Source organism: Paenibacillus sp. J22FR83, assembly GCF_059691955.1.
Genome location: NZ_JCAUAM010000029.1, coordinates 1 through 20,401, shown reverse-complemented (window position 1 = coordinate 20,401; position 20,401 = coordinate 1). Strand labels below are relative to the sequence as shown.

The 20,401-nt window shown below is 46.6% G+C and carries 20 protein-coding genes and 1 rRNA gene; all 21 read left to right on the top strand.

What is annotated here, in order from left to right; translation table 11 throughout:
• Nucleotides 1-10: 10 nt before the first annotated feature.
• Nucleotides 11-1,438: a tRNA lysidine(34) synthetase TilS gene (tilS, locus tag AC58PV_RS32760; RefSeq protein WP_497437191.1), complete on the top strand. Its 1,428-nt coding sequence runs from the start codon at nt 11-13 to the stop codon at nt 1,436-1,438.
• A 61-nt stretch (nt 1,439-1,499) separates the two neighbouring features.
• A complete protein-coding gene (hpt, locus tag AC58PV_RS32755; RefSeq protein WP_497437189.1) occupies nt 1,500-2,039 on the top strand; it encodes a hypoxanthine phosphoribosyltransferase in 540 nt (179 codons plus the stop codon).
• Between the two features lie 97 nt (nt 2,040-2,136).
• A complete protein-coding gene (gene ftsH / locus AC58PV_RS32750; protein ID WP_497437188.1) occupies nt 2,137-4,098 on the top strand; it encodes an ATP-dependent zinc metalloprotease FtsH in 1,962 nt (653 codons plus the stop codon).
• Nucleotides 4,099-4,300: 202 nt separating this feature from the next.
• Entirely contained in the window at nt 4,301-5,239 is a 939-nt protein-coding gene (gene nadA, locus AC58PV_RS32745) for a quinolinate synthase NadA (RefSeq protein ID WP_028557389.1), read from the top strand.
• A gap of 128 nt (nt 5,240-5,367) precedes the next feature.
• Nucleotides 5,368-6,978 carry an L-aspartate oxidase gene (gene nadB / locus AC58PV_RS32740; RefSeq protein ID WP_497437187.1) on the top strand — a complete coding sequence of 537 codons (1,611 nt, stop codon included), beginning with the start codon at nt 5,368-5,370 and terminating at the stop codon, nt 6,976-6,978.
• Nucleotide 6,979: 1 nt separating this feature from the next.
• The gene (gene nadC / locus AC58PV_RS32735; protein WP_497437186.1) at nt 6,980-7,849 is read left to right on the top strand and encodes a carboxylating nicotinate-nucleotide diphosphorylase; all 870 of its coding nucleotides are present in this window, start codon (nt 6,980-6,982) and stop codon (nt 7,847-7,849) included.
• A complete protein-coding gene (locus AC58PV_RS32730; protein WP_497437185.1) occupies nt 7,846-8,610 on the top strand; it encodes a type III pantothenate kinase in 765 nt (254 codons plus the stop codon). Before nadC ends, AC58PV_RS32730 begins: the two co-directional genes overlap by 4 nt.
• Before the next feature lie 23 nt (nt 8,611-8,633).
• On the top strand, nt 8,634-9,509 hold the full coding sequence (hslO, locus tag AC58PV_RS32725) for an Hsp33 family molecular chaperone HslO (RefSeq protein WP_497437183.1): 876 nt from the start codon (nt 8,634-8,636) through the stop codon (nt 9,507-9,509).
• Nucleotides 9,510-9,572: 63 nt separating this feature from the next.
• Nucleotides 9,573-10,523, top strand: a complete 951-nt coding sequence (locus AC58PV_RS32720; protein WP_497437182.1) for a peptidyl-prolyl cis-trans isomerase — start codon at nt 9,573-9,575, stop codon at nt 10,521-10,523.
• Nucleotides 10,524-10,635: 112 nt separating this feature from the next.
• Nucleotides 10,636-11,577: a cysteine synthase A gene (gene cysK, locus AC58PV_RS32715; protein ID WP_497437181.1), complete on the top strand. Its 942-nt coding sequence runs from the start codon at nt 10,636-10,638 to the stop codon at nt 11,575-11,577.
• 118 nt (nt 11,578-11,695) lie between these two features.
• On the top strand, nt 11,696-13,225 hold the full coding sequence (locus tag AC58PV_RS32710) for an anthranilate synthase component I family protein (protein WP_497437180.1): 1,530 nt from the start codon (nt 11,696-11,698) through the stop codon (nt 13,223-13,225).
• Between the two features lie 35 nt (nt 13,226-13,260).
• Entirely contained in the window at nt 13,261-13,842 is a 582-nt protein-coding gene (gene pabA / locus AC58PV_RS32705) for an aminodeoxychorismate/anthranilate synthase component II (RefSeq protein ID WP_497437179.1), read from the top strand.
• Nucleotides 13,843-13,849: 7 nt separating this feature from the next.
• A complete protein-coding gene (gene pabC, locus AC58PV_RS32700; protein ID WP_497437178.1) occupies nt 13,850-14,716 on the top strand; it encodes an aminodeoxychorismate lyase in 867 nt (288 codons plus the stop codon).
• A 22-nt stretch (nt 14,717-14,738) separates the two neighbouring features.
• Nucleotides 14,739-15,560 (top strand): dihydropteroate synthase, encoded by an 822-nt coding sequence (folP, locus tag AC58PV_RS32695; RefSeq protein ID WP_497437176.1) that lies wholly within the window; start codon nt 14,739-14,741, stop codon nt 15,558-15,560.
• Between the two features lie 51 nt (nt 15,561-15,611).
• Nucleotides 15,612-15,980, top strand: coding sequence for a dihydroneopterin aldolase (gene folB / locus AC58PV_RS32690; protein WP_497437175.1), 369 nt, complete (start codon nt 15,612-15,614; stop codon nt 15,978-15,980).
• Entirely contained in the window at nt 15,977-16,489 is a 513-nt protein-coding gene (gene folK / locus AC58PV_RS32685) for a 2-amino-4-hydroxy-6-hydroxymethyldihydropteridine diphosphokinase (RefSeq protein ID WP_497437174.1), read from the top strand. The genes folB and folK overlap by 4 nt, the downstream gene beginning before the upstream one ends.
• Nucleotides 16,471-16,683, top strand: a complete 213-nt coding sequence (locus AC58PV_RS32680; protein WP_497437173.1) for a helix-turn-helix domain-containing protein — start codon at nt 16,471-16,473, stop codon at nt 16,681-16,683. The genes folK and AC58PV_RS32680 overlap by 19 nt, the downstream gene beginning before the upstream one ends.
• A 17-nt stretch (nt 16,684-16,700) precedes the next feature.
• Nucleotides 16,701-17,717: a tRNA dihydrouridine synthase DusB gene (gene dusB, locus AC58PV_RS32675; RefSeq protein ID WP_497437171.1), complete on the top strand. Its 1,017-nt coding sequence runs from the start codon at nt 16,701-16,703 to the stop codon at nt 17,715-17,717.
• Between the two features lie 223 nt (nt 17,718-17,940).
• Complete coding sequence (gene greA / locus AC58PV_RS32670; RefSeq protein ID WP_497437169.1) at nt 17,941-18,417, top strand: transcription elongation factor GreA; 477 nt, start codon at nt 17,941-17,943, stop codon at nt 18,415-18,417.
• Nucleotides 18,418-18,513: 96 nt separating this feature from the next.
• Nucleotides 18,514-20,010 carry a lysine--tRNA ligase gene (gene lysS / locus AC58PV_RS32665; protein ID WP_057313278.1) on the top strand — a complete coding sequence of 499 codons (1,497 nt, stop codon included), beginning with the start codon at nt 18,514-18,516 and terminating at the stop codon, nt 20,008-20,010.
• 332 nt (nt 20,011-20,342) lie between these two features.
• Nucleotides 20,343-20,401, top strand: a 16S ribosomal RNA gene (locus AC58PV_RS32660); the annotation flags it as partial.

Here is a 20,401-nt window from a genome sequence, read left to right as displayed (position 1 = left end):
GGAATACGAGATGGAAACGGATCTTGTTGCCAGAGTGGAACGACGAATTGAAGAAGAAAAGCTTGCAAATGCAGGAGATGTAATTGTCGTCGCGGTTTCAGGGGGACCTGATTCAGTGGCGCTGTTGCATGTCCTTTTTCGTCTTGCGGCTACCCACCAATGGACAATCGTTGTTGCCCATGTCAATCATCAATTCAGGGGCCGTGAATCGGATGCTGAAGCAGATTTCGTGAAGGAGCTTGCAGCGGAACTAGAACTCCCTTGCGAAATTGGCAGTATTGATGTACCTGCTTATATAGAGGAATCATCTTTAAATGGGCAAGCGGCAGCGCGGCAGAAAAGGTATGAATTCCTACATAGAGTCGCTAATCAATACGGTGCACATCGAATCGCTTTGGCTCATCATGCCGATGATCAAGCGGAGACGATGTTGATGCGAATTTTACGTGGGACAGGCCCATCGGGGCTCGTTGGTATGCCGGAACGCAGGCGCGAAAAAAAAGTGGAACTGATTCGTCCTTTTCTACGTATATACAAATCAGATATTGTGAATTATTGCGCTCAGCATGAAATTACCTATTGTAAGGACAGCAGCAATGAGCTGCGGAAGTATTTCCGCAATCAGATTCGGTTAGATCTTATGCCGATGCTGAAACAGTATAATGAACAACTTCCAGAGTCACTCAATCGATTGACGGATGTGATGCAAGCGGAGAATGATTATTTCGATGGAGAAACGGATAAGATTTTTCGCCGAATCGTGACATTTCAATCGAACATCTGCCGCTTAAATCGGAGTGATTTCGCCGAGCTTCACGTTGCTTTACAAAGGCGTTTGATTAAATTAATATTAAACTGTCTTTGTTTGGAAAGGGAAAGGCTGGTATTTACACGAATTGAGCGCGTCCGTGAATTAATGCTTAAAGATCAGATGTCGAATCAAGTCCTTCAAGTGGATGAACAGATTTATATTGTGAGAGAATATGGATCTATTCAATTTCAGACCTTTGCACCAGATCCTAAGCCTTATGCTTATGAGATCCGGTTAACATCAAATGAGCTGGAACTGCCGGACATGAACGCCAAATTGATCTACGCATGGATGCCTTTGAACTCGTATAAGCTAGCTGCCATATCACCAGACCATAATAGCGACGTTTTTTTGGATGCTGACCAGGTAGAATTGCCGCTTTGTTTGAGAAGCCGCAGATCGGGAGACCGATTGGAACCACTTGGTTTAAACGGGTCCAAAAAGGTAAAGGATATGTTCATTGATGCCAAAATGCCGAAGGCTCGGCGCGATGCCATCCCACTACTGGTCGATGCATCTGGACGAATTCTCTGGATTGCTGGATTTCGTAGGTCCAAACACGCTTTGGTCGGACCAGACACAGAACGTGTGCTTCATATGAAGCTAGTGCTGCAGGAACATATGTAAATTTCGTTCTTCTAGAATGTAAATTTATAAGGATTCATAATATAATCTAGGGGGTTCATCCTTGTACAGCGACATTCAAGAAGTACTTTACAGTGAAGAACAAATTCAAGGCAAGATTAAAGAATTAGGGGATGTACTTTCCACTGATTACGAAGGTAAGAATCCATTGGTTATTTGTGTACTGAAGGGCGCCTTTATTTTCATGGCCGATCTCGTGAAGCAAATTAGAGTACCTCTGGAAATTGACTTTATGGCGGTATCTAGTTACGGTCAATCCACGAAATCCTCGGGCGTTGTTAAGATTATCAAAGATCTTGATGTACCCGTAGAAGGACGTCATATTGTGATCGTGGAAGATATTATCGATAGTGGCTTAACGCTAAGTTATCTGATAGATGTGCTAGAACGTCGCAATGCGAAGACTATCTCGGTTGTTGCGCTGTTTAATAAACCGGCACGCAGAACGGTAGAACTTGAACCTGATTATACAGGGTATGAGCTGCCAGATGAGTTCGTTGTCGGATATGGTCTGGATTATGCAGAGAAGTATCGTAACCTTCCATTTATCGGCATATTGAAACCAGAGATCTATTCGAGCTAGTGTCACGTTCCGCATGCGCGCTAAGGCAGTAATGTTGTAGCGCTTTACCGGGGTGTGGTAAAATAATAATTGTGTGCCGTTTGAGAGGAGGCTCGTTATGAATCGAATTATCCGGAATACCGGCTTTTATTTGCTTATATTTTTGGTTACCGTGGGGATCGTTCATTTCATCAGTACGCAGAATGAACAGAAGGAGTTAATCACTTACGATAAATTCCGACAAGCGGTTGTTAACAAAAATGTAGAGTCCGTCGTGTTGAAGTTCGATGGGTATACCTATTCGATTAAGGGTAAGTATATTAACCCGCCTAATGGCGCGGATAAGAAGAGCTTCGAAACACATGCTCCTTATGAGCCGTTAGTTGTACAAATGATTGAAGCGAACGGCGTACCTTCGGAAGAGTACGGGCCGATGGAACGCGATAGCGTTTGGATTAGCTTTCTTACGTCCATTATTCCATTCGTCATTATCTTCATTTTGTTCTTCTTCTTATTGAATCAAGCGCAAGGCGGCGGCGGTAAAGTGATGAACTTCGGCAAGAGCCGTGCGCGCCTATATAACGAGGAGAAGAAACGTGTCACATTTGAAGATGTGGCAGGTGCGGATGAAGAGAAGCAAGAATTGATCGAAGTTGTTGAGTTCCTCAAGGATCCTCGCAAATTCGCAGCAGTTGGCGCTAGAATTCCTAAGGGTGTTCTATTGAATGGCCCTCCAGGAACAGGTAAAACATTACTTGCTCGTGCTGTTGCTGGCGAAGCAGGCGTTCCGTTCTTCTCGATCTCAGGTTCTGATTTCGTTGAAATGTTCGTCGGTGTCGGTGCATCCCGTGTTCGTGACTTGTTCGAGAATGCGAAGAAGAATTCACCTTGTATTATCTTTATCGATGAAATCGATGCGGTTGGTCGTCAACGTGGCGCTGGTTTAGGCGGCGGACATGATGAGCGTGAGCAAACACTCAACCAATTGCTTGTTGAAATGGACGGATTTGGCGCGAACGAAGGCATTATCATCGTAGCAGCAACGAACCGCCCTGACATTCTTGACCCTGCTTTATTGCGTCCAGGCCGTTTCGACCGTCAAATCACGGTAGATCGTCCGGATATCAAAGGCCGCGAAGCGGTATTGAAAGTTCATGCGCGTAACAAACCGCTTGCGAAAGATGTGAAGCTAGATTCGCTTTCACGCTATACAACTGGTTTTACGGGTGCTGATCTTGAGAATTTATTGAATGAAGCAGCTTTGATTGCAGCTCGTCGTAATCGTAAAGATATTTCGATGGCTGAAGTTGAAGAAGCTTTTGACCGTATTATTGTGGGTACACAGAAGAAAAGCCGTATTATTTCCGAAGCTGAGAAACGTATCGTAGCGTACCACGAAGCGGGTCATGCGATCATCGGTTATCATGCAGAGAATGCGGACATGGTTCACAAGGTTACAATCGTACCTCGTGGCCGCGCTGGCGGATATGTGATGATGCTGCCTAAAGAAGGCGAAGATCGCATGATGCAAACGAAGAACGAGCTGTTGGATAAAGTAACTGGACTGTTGGGTGGCCGTGTTTCCGAAGAATTATTTATCGGAGAAATTGGTACTGGGGCGTACAGCGACTTCCAGAAAGCAACAGGAATCGTTCGTCGCATGATTATGGAATACGGGATGAGCGATAAGCTTGGACCGATGCAGTTCGGCAGTTCCCAAGGTCAAGTATTCTTGGGCCGCGATATCGGACATGAGCAGAACTATAGTGATGCGATTGCCTACGAGATTGACCAAGAAATGCAAAGCTTAATTCGTATGTGTTATGAACGTGCACGCACGATTCTTACGGAGCATGCGGATCAAATTCATCTCGTTGCCAAGACGTTGTTGGAGAAAGAAACGTTGGATAAAGACGAAATCATCGAACTCTTGGAAAAAGGTAAGCTTAACACAAGCACCGATGAGGAAGATGTTAAAGTTACGATTCAAGGTCAAAGTCAAGCTAGCGAAAGCAACAAGCTGGAATTTGACAAAGACAAAGAAGTTAAAGAGATTAAGCCAGACCAAACAGAAGAGTAAGTTGCAATGCGAACTCGGAAATCCGTTGTACACGTCCAGTGTGCGCGGATTTCCGAGTTTTTTTGGTGTATTTGCGCATTGACAGGCGATAGGAGAATGTGTAAATTAGTTGTAAATCTCTAATTTTATTGCTTTTAGATCATACTACTTTTAGATAGACGATTGAGACGATTCTTACGTCCCAAATAGGGGAGGAAGCACCATGGAAGCCTTAGCACTAGAGCGCAAAGCGGAACAAAACCGCGAGCTCAAAGAACGACTGCTGCAATTGAAGAAAGAACGTAATGCCATTATTCTTGCTCATTATTATCAGCGTGACGAAGTTCAAGAGGTAGCGGATTTTCGAGGGGATTCCTTTTTGCTTGCTCAGAAGGCGGCACAAACCGATGCGGATGTCATCGTATTCTGTGGTGTTCATTTCATGGGGGAAAGCGCGAAGATTCTTGCGCCGAATAAAACCGTAATTATTCCAGACGAACGGGCTGGCTGCCCAATGGCAGATATGGTCAATGTTGAAGGGTTGCGCGCTCTGAAACGCCAGCATCCGAATGCCAAAGTCGTTGCTTATATTAATACCTCGGCGGATGTGAAGTCCGAAACCGATATCTGTTGTACTTCTGCGAATGCGATCAATGTCATCAATTCCGTCGATTCAGATGAGATCATCTGGGTACCGGATAAAAATTTGGGTGACTATGTATCAAAATTCACAAGCAAAAAAGTGATCATTTGGGAAGGCTATTGCAACACGCATGATATGTTGACGGTTAAAGATGTAGAAGAAATGAGAGCGCAATATCCGAATGCACAATTCGTTGTTCATCCCGAATGTCGTCCGGAAGTAGTGAAGCTCGGGGACTTTGTTGGCAGCACGACGGCGATTATCAAATATTGTAAAGAATCCGACTGCCAGGAGTTTATTGTAGGGACAGAAGATGGTACAGGGTATCAGTTGCGTCTAGACAGTCCTAATAAGCAGTTTCATTTTGCTACCAAGTACTTAGTATGCCCTAATATGAAAGTGAATAATTTGAAAAAAATTGTGAAGTGTCTTGAGACGATGCAACCAGAGATTTATGTACCAGAAGACGTAGCAGATAAAGCAAGATTGTCCTTGGAGCGCATGTTACAAGTTAAGTAGCATGCGCTACTCTCTTGTCTTGAATAGGTGCCCTCGTGAAGCAAGGTTAGTTTCGACCCGATAAGCGAATAGTGGACGAACTGACGTTGCTTTACGAGGTATTAATGGTGAAGAACAGGTGAACTGTCATGATTCCTAGATATCTCGTAGATGTTGATTTAGATTCTATTCCTCATATACATACGGATGTAATTGTTATTGGAGCAGGTATTGCTGGATTATTCGCGGCGCTACGTGCCAGCGAGACGAAGAAAGTGCTTATGATTACGAAGAAATCCCTCCTGGATAGCAACACACGCTATGCGCAAGGCGGGATTGCAGCTGTCATTTCAGACGAAGACTCACCGGAATATCATCGTCAAGATACGGTGATTGCAGGAGCCGGGCTTTGTTCGACAGAAGCTGTTGATGTACTTGTACATGAAGGGCCTGAAGGCGTTCAAGATTTGATTCGTATGGGAACCCAATTCGACCTAGAGAACGGGGAATTTGCTTTAACGAAGGAAGGCGCACATAGCCAACGCCGAATTTTGCACTCTAATGGCGATGCGACAGGTGCGGAAATCGTCAGAGCTCTTTCGGAGCGTACGAAGCAAGATCCGAATATCGAAATCTGGGACGACCACTTTGTGATCGACCTGATTACCCAAGACGGCGAATGTTACGGTGCGCTCGTGCAGAAACCAAACGGACAACGTGTGTTTGTGCGTGGCAACGCCACGATTCTTTGCTCCGGTGGCGCGGGACAGCTGTTCCGCTACACAACGAATCCCGACATCGCTACTGGCGATGGGATTGCGATTGCTCACCGGGCTGGGGCGCAAATTCAGGATGTGGAATTCATCCAATTCCACCCTACAGCGCTATGCTATCCAGGCGCACCGCGGTTTCTCATTTCCGAAGCGGTAAGAGGAGAAGGTGCTTATTTGCGCAACATCAAAGGAGAGCGCTTCATGGAGCGCTATCATCCGCAATTAGAGCTTGCTCCAAGGGATGTTGTTGCACGTGCCATTGTCGATGAGATGGAGAATTGCAAATCAACCTTTGTTTACATTGACATTACACACGAATCAGAAGAATTAATTAAACATCGTTTCCCAACGATCTATGAATATTGTCTGAATTACGGGCTCGATATGAGTACGGATTGGATCCCGGTTGCGCCAGCAGCGCATTATATGATGGGCGGCGTCAAAACGGATCTATACGGTGAAACCAAAGTTCGCCGCCTGTTTGCATGCGGGGAAGTCTCATCTACAGGTGTACATGGTGCTAACCGCTTAGCAAGTAACTCATTATCGGAAGCTATTGTATTCGGACGTCGCATTATTGAACGTATCCAGGAATTGCCTGATCTTCAGGGGGATATTCAGATTCGTTCGGCATCCGAAGCATCTCGGACGGAGATTCCGAATCAAGCCGTTGTAGAGAAGAAGTTGAAGCTTCAGAAAGTCATGCTCCGCTATGCGGGTCTCAAGCGTTCTGCCAAAGGCTTGCAGAAGGGATACGAAGAATTGGCGAGACAACTGTCGATTTTTGATTCGTTGATGACCAAACGTGAAGAGTATGAGTTTGCTAATTTGCTGAACGTAGCCCTTTTAACAACGACAGCAGCATTGGCCCGAGAGGAAAGTCGCGGCGGCCACTATCGAGAGGATTTCCCGGACCGGGATGACTCCGTATGGAGGAAGCATATCGTTTTCCAACGTGGGGAAGATAGGATTGAGGAGTGGATCTAGTATGTTAGAAGTAAATATGGAATTAGTGCGAAAGCAAATTCGCCTTTGGCTTGAAGAAGATATCGGCACTGGCGATGTCACGACCTTGACAACAATCCCTTTGGAACAAGTATCCAAAGGGATTATCCACGTCAAAGAAGATGGAATCGTTTGTGGGCTTCGCATCGCACAGGAGGTTTTTGCTGTGGTTGATGCTTCTCTGCGTTTTGAAACAAAAGTGGTCGAAGGATCGTCTGTTAAGAAAGGGACCATACTAGCTGAGGTGGAAGGCAATACACGTAGCATCCTGTTAGGCGAGCGGTTAAGTCTGAATTTGATGCAACGATTGTCGGGGATCGCCACGAAGACGCATGAGTTTGTGGTTGCTTTAGATGGTTTGCCAACTAGACTTGTGGACACGCGCAAAACAACGCCTGGACACAGATTGCTTGAGAAATACGCTGTGCGCGTTGGTGGTGGTTATAACCATCGTTTCGGTCTCTATGATGCGGTTATGATCAAGGATAATCATATCAAGGGCTCTGGTGGCATTACCCAAGCGGTCCAAGGGGCTCGTCAGAACATTCCCCACACGATGAAGATCGAAGTGGAAGTTGAGAATTTCGAGCAACTGCATGAAGCGCTCCAAGCGGGTGCGGATATCATTATGTTGGACAATATGGCTCCAGTTCAAATGAAAGAAGCAGTAACGATAATTAAAAGTAAAGCGCCGCATATTGTAGTAGAAGGGTCAGGTTCAGTCACCCCGCAAACGATTAAAGCCATGGCAGAAACGGGTGTAGACGTGATTTCTGTTGGACGGCTGACGTACTCGGTAGCAGCGCTCGATATTTCATTAGATTTGAATGAGCGGAAGGAGACGGCACTATGATTCTCGTTATCGATGTCGGGAATACGAACATTGTGCTCGGCCTCTACCAAGAACGTACACTTTTGCATCATTGGCGGGTAAGCACGAATCGGTCGGCTACCGTGGATGAGTATGGCATGCAGTTGCACAGCTTGTTCCAACACTCGGGCATTTCCATTAGCCAAGTAGAAGGTGTCATTATTTCATCTGTCGTGCCTCCATTGATGAATGCGATGGAAAACCTTTGCTTACACTACTTGAAGAGAGCGCCGTTTATCGTAGGCCCAGGGATCAAGACAGGGTTGAACGTCCGTGTGGACAATCCAAAGGAAGTTGGCGCAGATCGCATCGTGAATGCGGTAGCGGCGTTAGAGCTATATGGTGCCCCGTGTATCATCGTCGATTTTGGCACAGCTACAACGTACGATTACATTGATGCTTCAGGACAACTCGTGGGATGCGCCATTGCGCCTGGCATTGGGATCTCTACGGAAGCGTTGTATCAGAAAGCGGCAAAGTTACCACGTATTGAGCTAGTTAAGCCAAAAAGCGTTGTCGGTCGGAATACCGTAGCCGCGATGCAGGCGGGAATTATTTATGGGTATGTTGGTCAGGTGGATGGGATCGTTGGACGGGTCATTCAAGAGTTCAATGTAAATCCAACAGTTATCGCGACGGGTGGTTTGGCGGAGCTTATTTCCAGCGAGTCAAAGACGATTCAGGTCGTCAATCCTTTGCTTACCTTACAAGGGTTGCAAATGATTTATGAAAAAAATGTTTAGGCTGCTTAAGGAAGGACATCGACATGGCTGATTATTTAATTCGAGGAACAGCGCTAGACGGACGTGTGCGTGCGTTCGCCGTGCAGACAACTCTTCTAACGGAAGAGATTAGTCGGAGGCATCAAACGACGCCAACAGCGACGGCTGCCTTAGGAAGAACAGCAGCGGCGGCGCTTCTTATTGCTTCTATGCTTAAGGGAGAAGAACATCTCATTGTTCAAGTTAAAGGGGATGGCCCGATCGGGCAAATCGTGGTTGATGCGAATGCGAAGGGTGAAGTACGGGGATATGTTGATAATCCTTTTGTAGATCCGCCCCTCAAAGAGAATGGCAAATTAGATGTTGCTGCTGCTGTGGGTACAGACGGTTTTTTATACATAACGAAAGATCTAGGAATGAAAGAGCCGTATAAAGGAAGCGTTCCTTTAATTTCAGGTGAGTTGGCAGAAGATTTTACCTACTATTTTGCGATGTCTGAACAAACGCCTTCGGCTGTTGCGCTTGGCGTTTTGGTGAATACAGACCATTCAATCATTGCCTCTGGGGGATTTGTCATTCAATTACTTCCAGGTTTAACGAGTAGTGAAATTGATGAGATTGAAGCGATGTTAGGTCAAATCCCGACATTCACGAACATGTTAGGCGAAGGATTGAATTTAGAAGAGATTCTACAAACCGTGCTCCCTTCTTTCCGTAAGCTTGACGAGATGGATGTTATGTTCCGCTGCAAATGCAGTCGGGAGAAAGTGGAATCTTCACTGATATCGTTGGGCAAACAAGAGCTTCAAGAAATGCTGGAAGAAGAGGGAGTTGCGGAAGTCGTCTGTCATTTCTGTAATGAAGCGTATCGGTATGAAGGAGAAGATTTGCAACGGATGATTGAGCAACAAGCTTGGTAATCTGTTGATTAGCTAGTGAACCTAGGTGCAAACAGTAATATGGAAGTAAAAGAGGGAAACAGGATGCGCAATGTTAAGCGATTGTGGGGAGTCATCATCGCGATGGCGATATGTATTCTCGTGCTCGCATCCTTGCTGATCAGTCATGCCATCAACCATTCAGAACCAAGTCAATCACCGGAGCCAGAACAGCAGGGTGAGAAGAATCATACACGAGTTATTGCCAAAATTGGAAATCGTGAAATTACCATGGATGAGCTCGAATCAGCGCTCGCACGCCATTATGGCCCAGAGCAGCTAAGTCAAATGCTAGATCGTGAAGTAATTCGCCTAGAGGGAAATGAGACGGGGATTAAGGTAGAGAGTGCGGAAATCAATCGTGAGCTGAAAAGGATGCAGCAAGGGTATGAAAGCGAAAGGCAGTTTTATGATTCCATGCAAAGTCAATTGGGCATGTCGGAGCAGGAAATTTTCGAGGATGTATCGAATAAGTTGTTACTTGAGAAGTTAGCAACGGCAGCCATTCACATCACAGACACTCAGGTTGATACATACATAAAGACCCATGCAGATGAGTTTGAACAAGAAATCGAATACAACATTGGGCAAATCATTGTATCCACGAAGGATCAAGCAACGAAAGTCATTGCTGAACTAGCCAAAGGCGAGAGTTTCGGGATTCTCGCTAGAGATCGATCCCTTGATGATGCCACCAATAACACGGGTGGTGATTTGGGTTGGATTGAAGGGGACGATCCTTTCGTGGAGGCGCCGATCTTGGAGGCAGCGAAATTGCTGAAGGTTGGCGAAGTGAGTAAGCCTATCCCTGTAGCACGAGGATTTGCGGTCGTTTTGCTCAAGGGTAGACGGGACAAGAAGAACCCGGATCTAGCGTTCATTCGGGAGAATGTACGTAGGGAGCTTGCGTTGCAACAAGCGCCTCCATTGAAAGATTTTGTCACGCAGCTGCGCGGTAAATGGAAGGCAAGTGTGGTAGATCCAACGCTCCAGTAAGTGATTGTGAGAAATGGGTTGACAACCCGTAAACGCATTGTTAAGATTAATGTAATTAATACCGACTAATTAACTCGGAAATCATTCAAACTTAATCTGGAGGGGAAATATTATGGCAAGATTAGTACAGAGCATTACGGATTTGATTGGAGATACACCACTAGTTCGTTTGAACCGTGTTGTTCCAGAAGGCAGTGCAGAGGTTTATGTTAAACTAGAGTATCAGAATCCAGGAGCTAGTGTGAAAGACCGTATTGCCATCTCCATGATCGAAGTTGCCGAGCAAGAAGGCAAATTGAAGCCAGGTGACACCATTGTAGAACCAACGAGTGGTAACACGGGAATTGGGATTGCTTTAGTGGCAGCAGCTAAAGGATACAAGGCAATTCTTGTTATGCCAGAAACAATGTCCTTGGAGCGTCGTAACTTACTTCGCGCTTATGGTGCACAGCTTGTACTAACGCCAGGAGCAGAAGGTATGAAGGGTGCGATTAAACGCGCAGAAGAGCTTCAAGCTGAGAATCCTTCCTACTTCATCCCGCAACAATTCAATAACCCAGCGAACGTGAAAGTTCACCGTGAAACAACAGGTCCAGAAATCGTGGAAGCAATCAATGCACATGATGGCAAACTGGATGCTTTCATCTCCGGTATCGGTACTGGCGGTACAATCACAGGTGCGGGCAGCGTTTTGAAAGAAAACTTCCCGAACATCAAAGTTTACGCTATTGAACCTTCGGCTTCCCCAGTTCTTTCTGGTGGTAAACCAGGTCCTCATAAAATTCAAGGTATCGGCGCAGGATTTGTTCCTGGTATTTTGGACACGAATATCTATGATGAAATTATTACAGTTGAGAACGAAGATGCGTTTGAAACTTCACGCCGTGTTGCCAAAGAAGAAGGTATTCTTGGCGGTATCTCCTCTGGTGCAGCGATTTTTGCAGCATTGAAGGTTGCTAAAGAGCTAGGCGCTGGCAAACGTGTTGTTGCTGTAATTCCAAGTAACGGTGAGCGTTACCTTTCCACGCCTTTGTACCAATTCGAAGAGCAATAAGAACGAGCCCTATGCATAATAGATTAAGCCTTCAGCTATTACAGCTGGGGCTTTTTTTCTGTATAGGGTTAGAGTATACTAATGGACAACGAATTAACGGATTCTAAGGAGCACAAGTATGATTTTAACTACAGTGGAACAATGGCAGGAATGGTCCTCTAGCTACAACATGCTGCCGTATATAATCAAATTAGGATTAGCCGACGATCGGATAGCCTCGTGGGAAGATGCGTGGAAAGAGGCCTCGCCGGATTCCTTCGTACTCGAGAGTGGAAAAGGCGGACGCTATACGCATTTTGGGTTGAACCCGTTCTCGACTGTACGGGGCACAGGCTTGGAGGCAGCAATCACAGGTCACACGCCTTCCACGACATCACATGTTCAGGGAAAGCCATTAGACATCGTTAAGCAATGGATGTCCGGTTATCGTAGCCCGAAAGTCCAAGGCGCCCCTAAGTTTGTCGGCGGCTGCGTAGGTTATTGGAGCTATGATGTGATTCGCACCATTGAGAAACTGCCAGAGCAAGCGCGGAATGATCTACCGATCCCTGATTACAGCTTCGCGATGTATGATCAGGTGTGGACGCTGGATCACACCGAGAAAAGCCTTTTCATCGCGGTGCACATGCTTTTCACGCCAGGCGCAGACCTCAGCGAGCTCTACGCGCAGGCGCACGCTCGCGCCGAAGCCATGCTCGTTCGCTGGCACGCGATCCGCGCCGGCAACTGGTCCGGCACGCCGCTGAGCGGTGCCGATCAACCCGCGATGGCGCATGAGCAGCTGCACATCGACGTCGAAAGCATCGCAGGCATCCAGCCTGCCTTCGACAAAGCCGCATTTATGGCTGCGGTGGAACGCATCCAAGCCTATATCGCCCAAGGTGACGTGTTCCAAGTCAACTTGTCGGTCAGACAGAGCCGGCAGCTGCGCACGACGCCGGAGGAGATTTACGAGGCGCTGCGCCTCGTAAATCCTTCGCCCTACATGGGCTTGCTGCGCTTCGCAGGCTTCGCCCTTGTCTCCGGCTCGCCGGAGCTGCTCGTGCAGCTCGAGGACGGCGTCCTGCGGACGCGTCCGATCGCTGGCACGCGCCCGCGCGGCAAGGACGAACAAGATGATTTGCGCCTAGCTGGCGAGCTCATCGACAACGACAAAGAGCGCGCCGAGCACGTCATGCTGGTCGACCTCGAACGCAACGATCTAGGCCGCATCTCGCGATATGGCTCCGTCCATGTGAAAGACTTCATGGTCATCGAGTACTACTCCCATGTCATGCACATCGTCTCCGAGGTCGTCGGAGAACTTGCCCCAGACAAAGACGCCTACGATGTCATTGCGGCAACCTTTCCGGGTGGTACCATCACAGGCGCACCGAAGATTCGCTGCATGGAAATCATTGAAGAATTAGAGCCAGTTCGTCGTGGTCCATACACAGGTTCAATGGGATGGATTGACTATAATGGCAATATGGAATTTAATATTATTATACGCACGTTAGTGGCGGTTGACGGGATGGGACACATTCAAGCAGGAGCTGGGATCGTTATCGATTCCATTCCGGAGCGTGAATACATCGAATCCTTGAACAAAGCCAAAGCGATGTGGAAAGCAATTGAGTATAGCGAGCGGAGCATGAGCCGAGCTTAGGGCCCGAATGGGCTGAGACGAAAGGGGAGCTTAGTATGATTTTAGTGGTTGATAATTATGATTCGTTTACGTACAACCTTGTTCAGTATTTAGGAGAGATTGGCGAGGAAGTCATCGTTCGTCGGAATGACGAAATTGATTTGGCAGGGGTCGAGGCGTTGGCGCCGGACCATATTTTAATATCCCCAGGTCCTTGCACGCCGAATGAAGCTGGAATTAGCTTATCACTGATTGATCATTTTAAAGGAATAATCCCGATTTTCGGCGTTTGCCTCGGACATCAATCCATTGGCCAAGCTTTCGGTGGCGATGTGATTCGTGCAGAGCGCTTGATGCACGGCAAAACCTCGGAGATTTTCCACGACGGCAAAACCTTATTCGAAGGGCTTCCGTCACCTTTCATTGCAACACGCTATCATTCCTTAATTGTCAAAAAAGAAACATTGCCCGATTGCCTAGAAATCAGTGCACAAACAGCTGAGGGTGAAATCATGGCTTTGCGTCATAAAGAGTATCCGATCGAAGGGGTGCAATTCCACCCAGAATCGATTATCACCCAGCATGGCCATCAGATGCTGCGTAACTTCCTTCGCCGCACGGCGAAGTCAGGGGTCTAACGAACGTATGGTTATCGCTATCAATGGTATCTTAACCGAAGAAACACAAGCCGTGGTCTCTGTTTACGATCACGGTTTTCTCTACGGGATCGGTTTGTTTGAGACTTTTCGCACCTACAACCGCAAGCCTTTCTTACTTGCTGAACATATTCGTCGTTTAACGGATGGGTGCCAGGAGCTTGGCATCGTATACGAGCCCAACTTAGAGAGCCTGACAGGCCTCATTGAACAACTGCTCCAAGCCAATCACCTAGAAGAGGCATATATCCGCTACACGGTTTCTGCCGGTGTCGAGGCATTAGGTCTTCCTTCTGGCGACTATACGAAGCCATCAGAAATCATCTACATCAAGCCATTACCTCCGAGGGATGAACGAACCTACCTTCATGGCAAAGCGCTGCAACTACTGAAGCTGCCACGCAACACACCAGAAGGCATGTATCGGTTTAAGTCCTTTCATTATATGAACAACATTTTGGCCCGCAGAGAGCTTGGACAGTACGCATGGGCTACGGGAGCGGAAGGCCTTATGCTATCGGAAGATGGCTATGTAGCGGAAGGGATCGTCAGCAATCTCTTTTTCGTCAAAAATGGCACCCTCTACACCCCATCGCTCGATACGGGCATCTTGCCTGGCATCACAAGAGCGCATGTGCTCAGTCTCGCACAACAGCTTCAAACGCCTACCCAGGACGGTCTATACCGTTGGGAGGATCTTGTAGACGCAGATGAAGTGTTTCTCGTTAATTCGATTCAAGAAATCGTGCCAGTCACCACCTTGTATACACCGAGTGGACAAGCTTACACCGTAGGTACGGGTTCACGAGGGCCGGTGACGGAACGTTTGATCGGACGCTATGCATTGTCACAGTAAAATAACAGGAAGTGAACCTTACATGAATATGTTATCCTGCAGAGGACACGAACTGCCCATCGGTGATCGAACGATCATTATGGGCATATTAAACGTAACGCCGGATTCCTTTTCGGATGGAGGCAGCTACCAACACGTCGAAGATGCGGTTCGCAAGGCCCATCGAATGGTTGCGGAAGGTGCAGACATCATTGATATTGGCGGAGAATCCACAAGACCTGGTGCTGCGACTGTAACCGTAGATGAGGAACTAGAACGCGTCATTCCTGTCGTTGAAGCGATTCGCCGTGAAATCAACATCCCTATTTCCATAGATACCTACAAAGCGGAAGTAGCCAAACAAGCTTTAGAAGCAGGGGCCCACATCATTAATGATGTTTGGGGTGGTCAAGCGGATGTGAACATGGCAACTGTCGTGGCGCAATATGAGTGTCCCTTCATTATTACCCATAATCGGATAAGCTCGGAATATGTCGAATTTCTCCCGGAAGTCATTGGAGATCTCCAGCGTTATACAGACCAGGCGCTTCATGCAGGCGTTAAGCCAGAGCATATCATTCTCGATCCCGGTATCGGGTTCGCCAAATCCTATGAGCAAAATCTCTTTCTCATGAACAATCTTCGTCCGATCGTAGATCTAGGATATCCGGTTCTTTTAGGAACATCGCGCAAAAGCGTCGTCGGATTAACCCTTGGGCTGCCTCCCGAAGAGCGTCTTGAAGGAACGGCGGCAACTGTCGTACTTGGCATCGCTCAGGGATGTGGAATCGTTAGAGTCCACGATATTCAAGCTATCAAAAGGCTAGCTCTTATGACAGATGCCATGTTGCGCAGCAAACTTTAAGTTCTATGTAGATGAACATATATCGCTATTTCGACCCTGGAGGCTTTCCCTATGGATAAAATCATCCTTTCCCGCATGCAATTTTTTGGCAATCATGGTGTGTTCCCTGAAGAAAATACGTTGGGCCAACGCTTCTACGTAGATGTAGAAATGATGCTCCCTTTAGATAAAGCTGGTAAGACCGATGACTTGACAGAGACGGTACATTATGGCGAAGCATTTTTCCTAATTAAGGAGATTGTAGAAGGGCGTACATACAAATTAATCGAGGCATTAGCAGAAAACATTGCATCCGAGCTCTTGCATACTTATACTAGTATCAATGAAGTGACGGTTCGCGTCATTAAGCCGCATCCGCCCTTCGCCGTTATTTTTGACGGTGTTACCATAGAGATCAACCGAAAGCGGGCATTGGAATGACAGCCGAAGATCGAGAACGCACAATTGCTTATGTCGCATTAGGCTCCAATATTGATAAGCGTGAACTTTATTTGCAGGATGCAATCACAGCGCTGAATGAGGAATCGGGGATAACCGTGATGGGGCAGTCCTCCATCTATGAAACCGAGCCTGTTGGCTATGTGGATCAATCTGCTTTTCTAAATATGGTAATTCAAATTCATACGGACTTATCGCCTGAAGCGTTACTGAGTACCTTGCTAGCCATCGAGAACCGTTTGGGTCGGACGCGGGATTTACGTTGGGGCCCCCGAACAATTGACTTGGATTTACTCTTGTATGGTGAACATCAGCTTACGACCCCCGACTTGATCATTCCGCATCCGCGGATGCATGAGCGGGCTTTTGTATTAGTGCCCCTCTCTGAGGTTCTCTACGCGCGGCAGGAGTCTCTATTTGAATCTATCTCTGCACACTTGGAGAAACTGGAAGGAAAGGAAGGCGTCATCCTATGGAAAAAAGCTCAATAGCACAGCGCATTCGCGCTTTTCGTAAGCTAAAAGGTTATACGCAGAGTGAACTAGCCGATTTGTTAGGTGTATCGATCGCCATTCTAGGGGCGATTGAACGTGGAACCCGCAAGCCAGATAATAAAATGATTCATAATATCTCGCAAGTTCTAGGCATAGAACCCGAGGAGTTAGTCGCAGTAATTGTGAAATGAGAGGAGTGGAATCTTCGGTGCTGAAAATAGGAAATGTCGAAGCTCCCAATAAAGTCGTATTAGCGCCCATGGCGGGCGTATGTAATCCAGCGTTTCGATTAATTGCCAAAGAGTTCGGTACAGGCTTAGTCTGTGCGGAGATGGTTAGTGATAAAGCAATCGTACATGGCAATGCACGCTCGTTGGAGATGTTATATGTCGATGATCGTGAAAAGCCGTTGAGTCTCCAAATTTTCGGTGGTGACACAGAGACATTGGTTCAAGCGGCTAAAATTGTTGATCAACATACAAATGCTGATATCATTGATATCAACATGGGGTGTCCGGTTCCCAAAATCACGAAATGTGATGCGGGCGCTAGATGGTTGCTCCAACCTGATAAAATTGAAGCCATGATCGCAACAGTCGTTGCGGCTGTGAGTAAACCTGTTACGGTGAAGATGCGTATCGGTTGGGATTCCGAACACATTTATGCTGTCGAAAATGCGAAAGCTGTCGAAAGGGGCGGCGGCAGCGCCGTTAGTGTTCATGGGCGTACGCGCGAGCAGCTGTATACAGGCAAAGCAGACTGGAACATCATCCGTGATGTTAAGCAGGCTCTTTCCATTCCCGTTATCGGCAACGGTGATGTTGTGACACCTGAAGATGCGAAACGCATGCTAGATGAGACAGGCGTAGATGGTGTTATGATTGGTCGTGGTGCCTTAGGCAACCCATGGATGTTGTATCGTACCGTCCAATACCTAGCGAATGGCGAACTTCCAGCTGAACCGTCGGCAGAAGAGAAGATCCGCATCGCGATTTTGCATATGGATCGATTGATTGCTCTCAAGGGTGAACATGTGGCTGTGAAAGAAATGCGTAAACACATGGCTTGGTATCTCAAAGGAATGACAGGAGCAGCTCGTGTGAAAGACATCATTATGGAGACTGAGAAGCGGGACGAAATGGTTCGTACATTGGACGCTTATGTTGAACATCTTGCGACGAATTCCGTGTCTGGGACAGCCGAAGAATCAGCTGTACTGCATTAAAAAGAAGCAGCTATGGTTGACATTGACATTTTGAAACCGTTGCAATATAATCAGTCAATATTAATGTGTGTTCCTGCATATATTGAAAGACTAACGAGTAAGCAACTTATTATGAAACGTGAATTCATACTACTTGAATCAGCTCTATAAAGACCCAACTCCTAGCAGGAAGCATCGATTCAACGATATGAAAATCTTTCACATGACGGGAGATCAGTTGGCAATGGCTGAAAAAGAGGTCATTCTTACACCAGAAGGGCTACGGAAATTAGAGGATGAGCTTGAGCATCTGAAATCCGTGAAACGCCGTGAAGTTGCGGAAAGAATTAAGGTTGCCATCGGTTATGGCGATATCAGTGAGAACTCTGAGTACGAAGATGCGAAGAATGAGCAAGCCTTTATTGAAGGAAGAATCATTACTTTAGAAAAAATGCTGCGCAATGCGCGGATTATTAATAACGATGATGTCGATATTAACACAGTTAGTGTGGGATCGATTGTTACGCTGAAAGACTTGGAATATGGTGACTTGGTAGAATACAACATTGTAGGTTCGGCTGAATCCGATCCGTTGCAGAATAAGATTTCTAATGAAAGCCCTGTGGGTAGAGCTATTCTAGGCAAGCAAAAGGGCACCAACGTTGATGTTGTAGTACCTGCTGGCGTCATTCAGTATCAAATTATTGATATTAAAAAGTAGCGTGCAGCCGCAAGCCTTTTGGAAAGCTTCCCTCAGGAAGCTTTTTTCCGTTTTTTCCGTTCACGGATCTAAACTAATTCGTAGGAGATGAAAACCATGAGTCAGGAACTAGAATTAAATGAATTGCTCGTTATTAGACGCAACAAATTGGACGAGCTTCGCGGACTTGGCGTCGATCCATTCGGCGGCAAGTTTGTAAGAACGCATGCGGCAGGGGATATTCTTGCGGCTTATCAAGAGATGAGCAAAGAAGAGTTGGATGAGGCGAACGTAGAGGTTCGTATTGCAGGGCGTATCATGCAGAAGAGAAGTATGGGCAAAGCTAGCTTCGCGCATCTGCAAGACATCACGGGGAAAATTCAAATCTATGTGCGTGAAGATGCCTTAGAAGCGAATATTTATAAAGCTTTTGATATTCTTGATCTAGGCGATATGGTAGGGGTGGAAGGCGTCGTTTTCAAAACGAAAACAGGCGAAACCTCTATTAAAGTGAAATCTCTTGAGGTACTGACGAAATCTTTGCTTCCATTGCCGGATAAATTCCATGGTCTTAGTGATGTCGAGCTTCGCTACCGTCAACGTTATGTGGATCTGATTATGAATCAGGATGTTCAGAAGACGTTTATTCTGCGTTCCAAAATCATTCAATCCATGCGCCGTTACTTAGATTCCTTAGGCTATTTGGAAGTGGAGACACCAACGCTGCATTCTATCGCAGGTGGAGCTTCTGCACGTCCTTTTAACACGCATCACAACGCATTGGATATGCAGCTTCATATGCGTATTGCGATCGAGCTTCATTTGAAGCGTCTTATTGTTGGCGGACTGGAGAAAGTGTACGAAATCGGTCGTGTATACCGCAATGAGGGTATTTCTACGCGCCACAACCCAGAGTTCACGATGATCGAATTGTATGAGGCATATGCAGACTACAAAGATATCATGAAGTTAACAGAAGAGCTTGTTGCTCATATTGCGCAAGAAGTGCTTGGTCAAACGACGATTCCTTATGGTGATCATGAGGTGGATTTGGCTGTAGGTTGGAGACGTGTCTCCATGGTTGATGCGATTAAAGAGGTCACAGGTGTAGACTTTAGCGTTCATATGACGAATGAGCAAGCGCACGGCCTGGCCAAAGAGCACAAGGTTTCTGTTGAACCGCACATGACGTTTGGTCACATCGTGAACCAATTCTTCGAGACGTTTGTTGAAGAGACGTTGATTCAGCCTACGTTCATCTATGGGCATCCATTAGAGATTTCTCCGCTTGCCAAAAAGAACCCTGAGGATCCGCGCTTTACGGATCGCTTTGAGCTCTTTATCGTGGCACGTGAGCATGCGAATGCTTTTACTGAGCTTAACGATCCAATCGATCAAAGAGAACGTTTTGAGGCGCAGCTGCGCGAGAAAGATCTAGGTAATGATGAAGCGCATGAAATGGATGAAGATTTCATCCGTGCACTTGAGTATGGTATGCCACCAACAGGTGGATTAGGTATAGGAATTGACCGTTTGGTTATGCTATTGACGAATGCGCCATCGATACGTGATGTCTTATTATTCCCGTTGATGCGTGAACGCCAAGGCGAATAATACCTTCGTTTAGAGGCGCCATTCGGTGCCTCTAATTTTTTTGAAATTAGGACTTGCAAAGTATATGTGGTCTGTGGTATCTTATAAAAGTTGCCGCTGAGGACAACACGAGAAACACAAGAAACACAACAAAAAACAACTCGAAATTAAGAGTTGCAAATAAAAACTCAGTGTGGTATATTGGTCTTCCGGCTTTCGAAAGAGAGCGGGTTGGACAAGAGTCATTGATCTTTGAAAACTGAACAACGAGTGAGTAAGCACAGTCGAGTAATCGACTATAAATGAGATTGCAAAATCTCGCTAGCTTCAAATGAGTACAATTAAGCTTTTCTATTATGGAGAGTTTGATCCTGGCTCAGGACGAACGCTGGCGGCGTGCCTAATACATGCA

Coding starts and splice junctions, on each gene's coding strand:
- tilS (WP_497437191.1), top strand. CDS start 11: ATGGAAACGGATCTTGTTGCCAGAGTGGAACGACGAATTGAAGAAGAA.
- ftsH (WP_497437188.1), top strand. CDS start 2,137: ATGAATCGAATTATCCGGAATACCGGCTTTTATTTGCTTATATTTTTG.
- nadA (WP_028557389.1), top strand. CDS start 4,301: ATGGAAGCCTTAGCACTAGAGCGCAAAGCGGAACAAAACCGCGAGCTC.
- nadB (WP_497437187.1), top strand. CDS start 5,368: ATGATTCCTAGATATCTCGTAGATGTTGATTTAGATTCTATTCCTCAT.
- nadC (WP_497437186.1), top strand. CDS start 6,980: ATGTTAGAAGTAAATATGGAATTAGTGCGAAAGCAAATTCGCCTTTGG.
- AC58PV_RS32730 (WP_497437185.1), top strand. CDS start 7,846: ATGATTCTCGTTATCGATGTCGGGAATACGAACATTGTGCTCGGCCTC.
- hslO (WP_497437183.1), top strand. CDS start 8,634: ATGGCTGATTATTTAATTCGAGGAACAGCGCTAGACGGACGTGTGCGT.
- AC58PV_RS32720 (WP_497437182.1), top strand. CDS start 9,573: ATGCGCAATGTTAAGCGATTGTGGGGAGTCATCATCGCGATGGCGATA.
- cysK (WP_497437181.1), top strand. CDS start 10,636: ATGGCAAGATTAGTACAGAGCATTACGGATTTGATTGGAGATACACCA.
- AC58PV_RS32710 (WP_497437180.1), top strand. CDS start 11,696: ATGATTTTAACTACAGTGGAACAATGGCAGGAATGGTCCTCTAGCTAC.
- pabA (WP_497437179.1), top strand. CDS start 13,261: ATGATTTTAGTGGTTGATAATTATGATTCGTTTACGTACAACCTTGTT.
- pabC (WP_497437178.1), top strand. CDS start 13,850: ATGGTTATCGCTATCAATGGTATCTTAACCGAAGAAACACAAGCCGTG.
- folP (WP_497437176.1), top strand. CDS start 14,739: ATGAATATGTTATCCTGCAGAGGACACGAACTGCCCATCGGTGATCGA.
- folB (WP_497437175.1), top strand. CDS start 15,612: ATGGATAAAATCATCCTTTCCCGCATGCAATTTTTTGGCAATCATGGT.
- folK (WP_497437174.1), top strand. CDS start 15,977: ATGACAGCCGAAGATCGAGAACGCACAATTGCTTATGTCGCATTAGGC.
- AC58PV_RS32680 (WP_497437173.1), top strand. CDS start 16,471: ATGGAAAAAAGCTCAATAGCACAGCGCATTCGCGCTTTTCGTAAGCTA.
- greA (WP_497437169.1), top strand. CDS start 17,941: ATGGCTGAAAAAGAGGTCATTCTTACACCAGAAGGGCTACGGAAATTA.
- lysS (WP_057313278.1), top strand. CDS start 18,514: ATGAGTCAGGAACTAGAATTAAATGAATTGCTCGTTATTAGACGCAAC.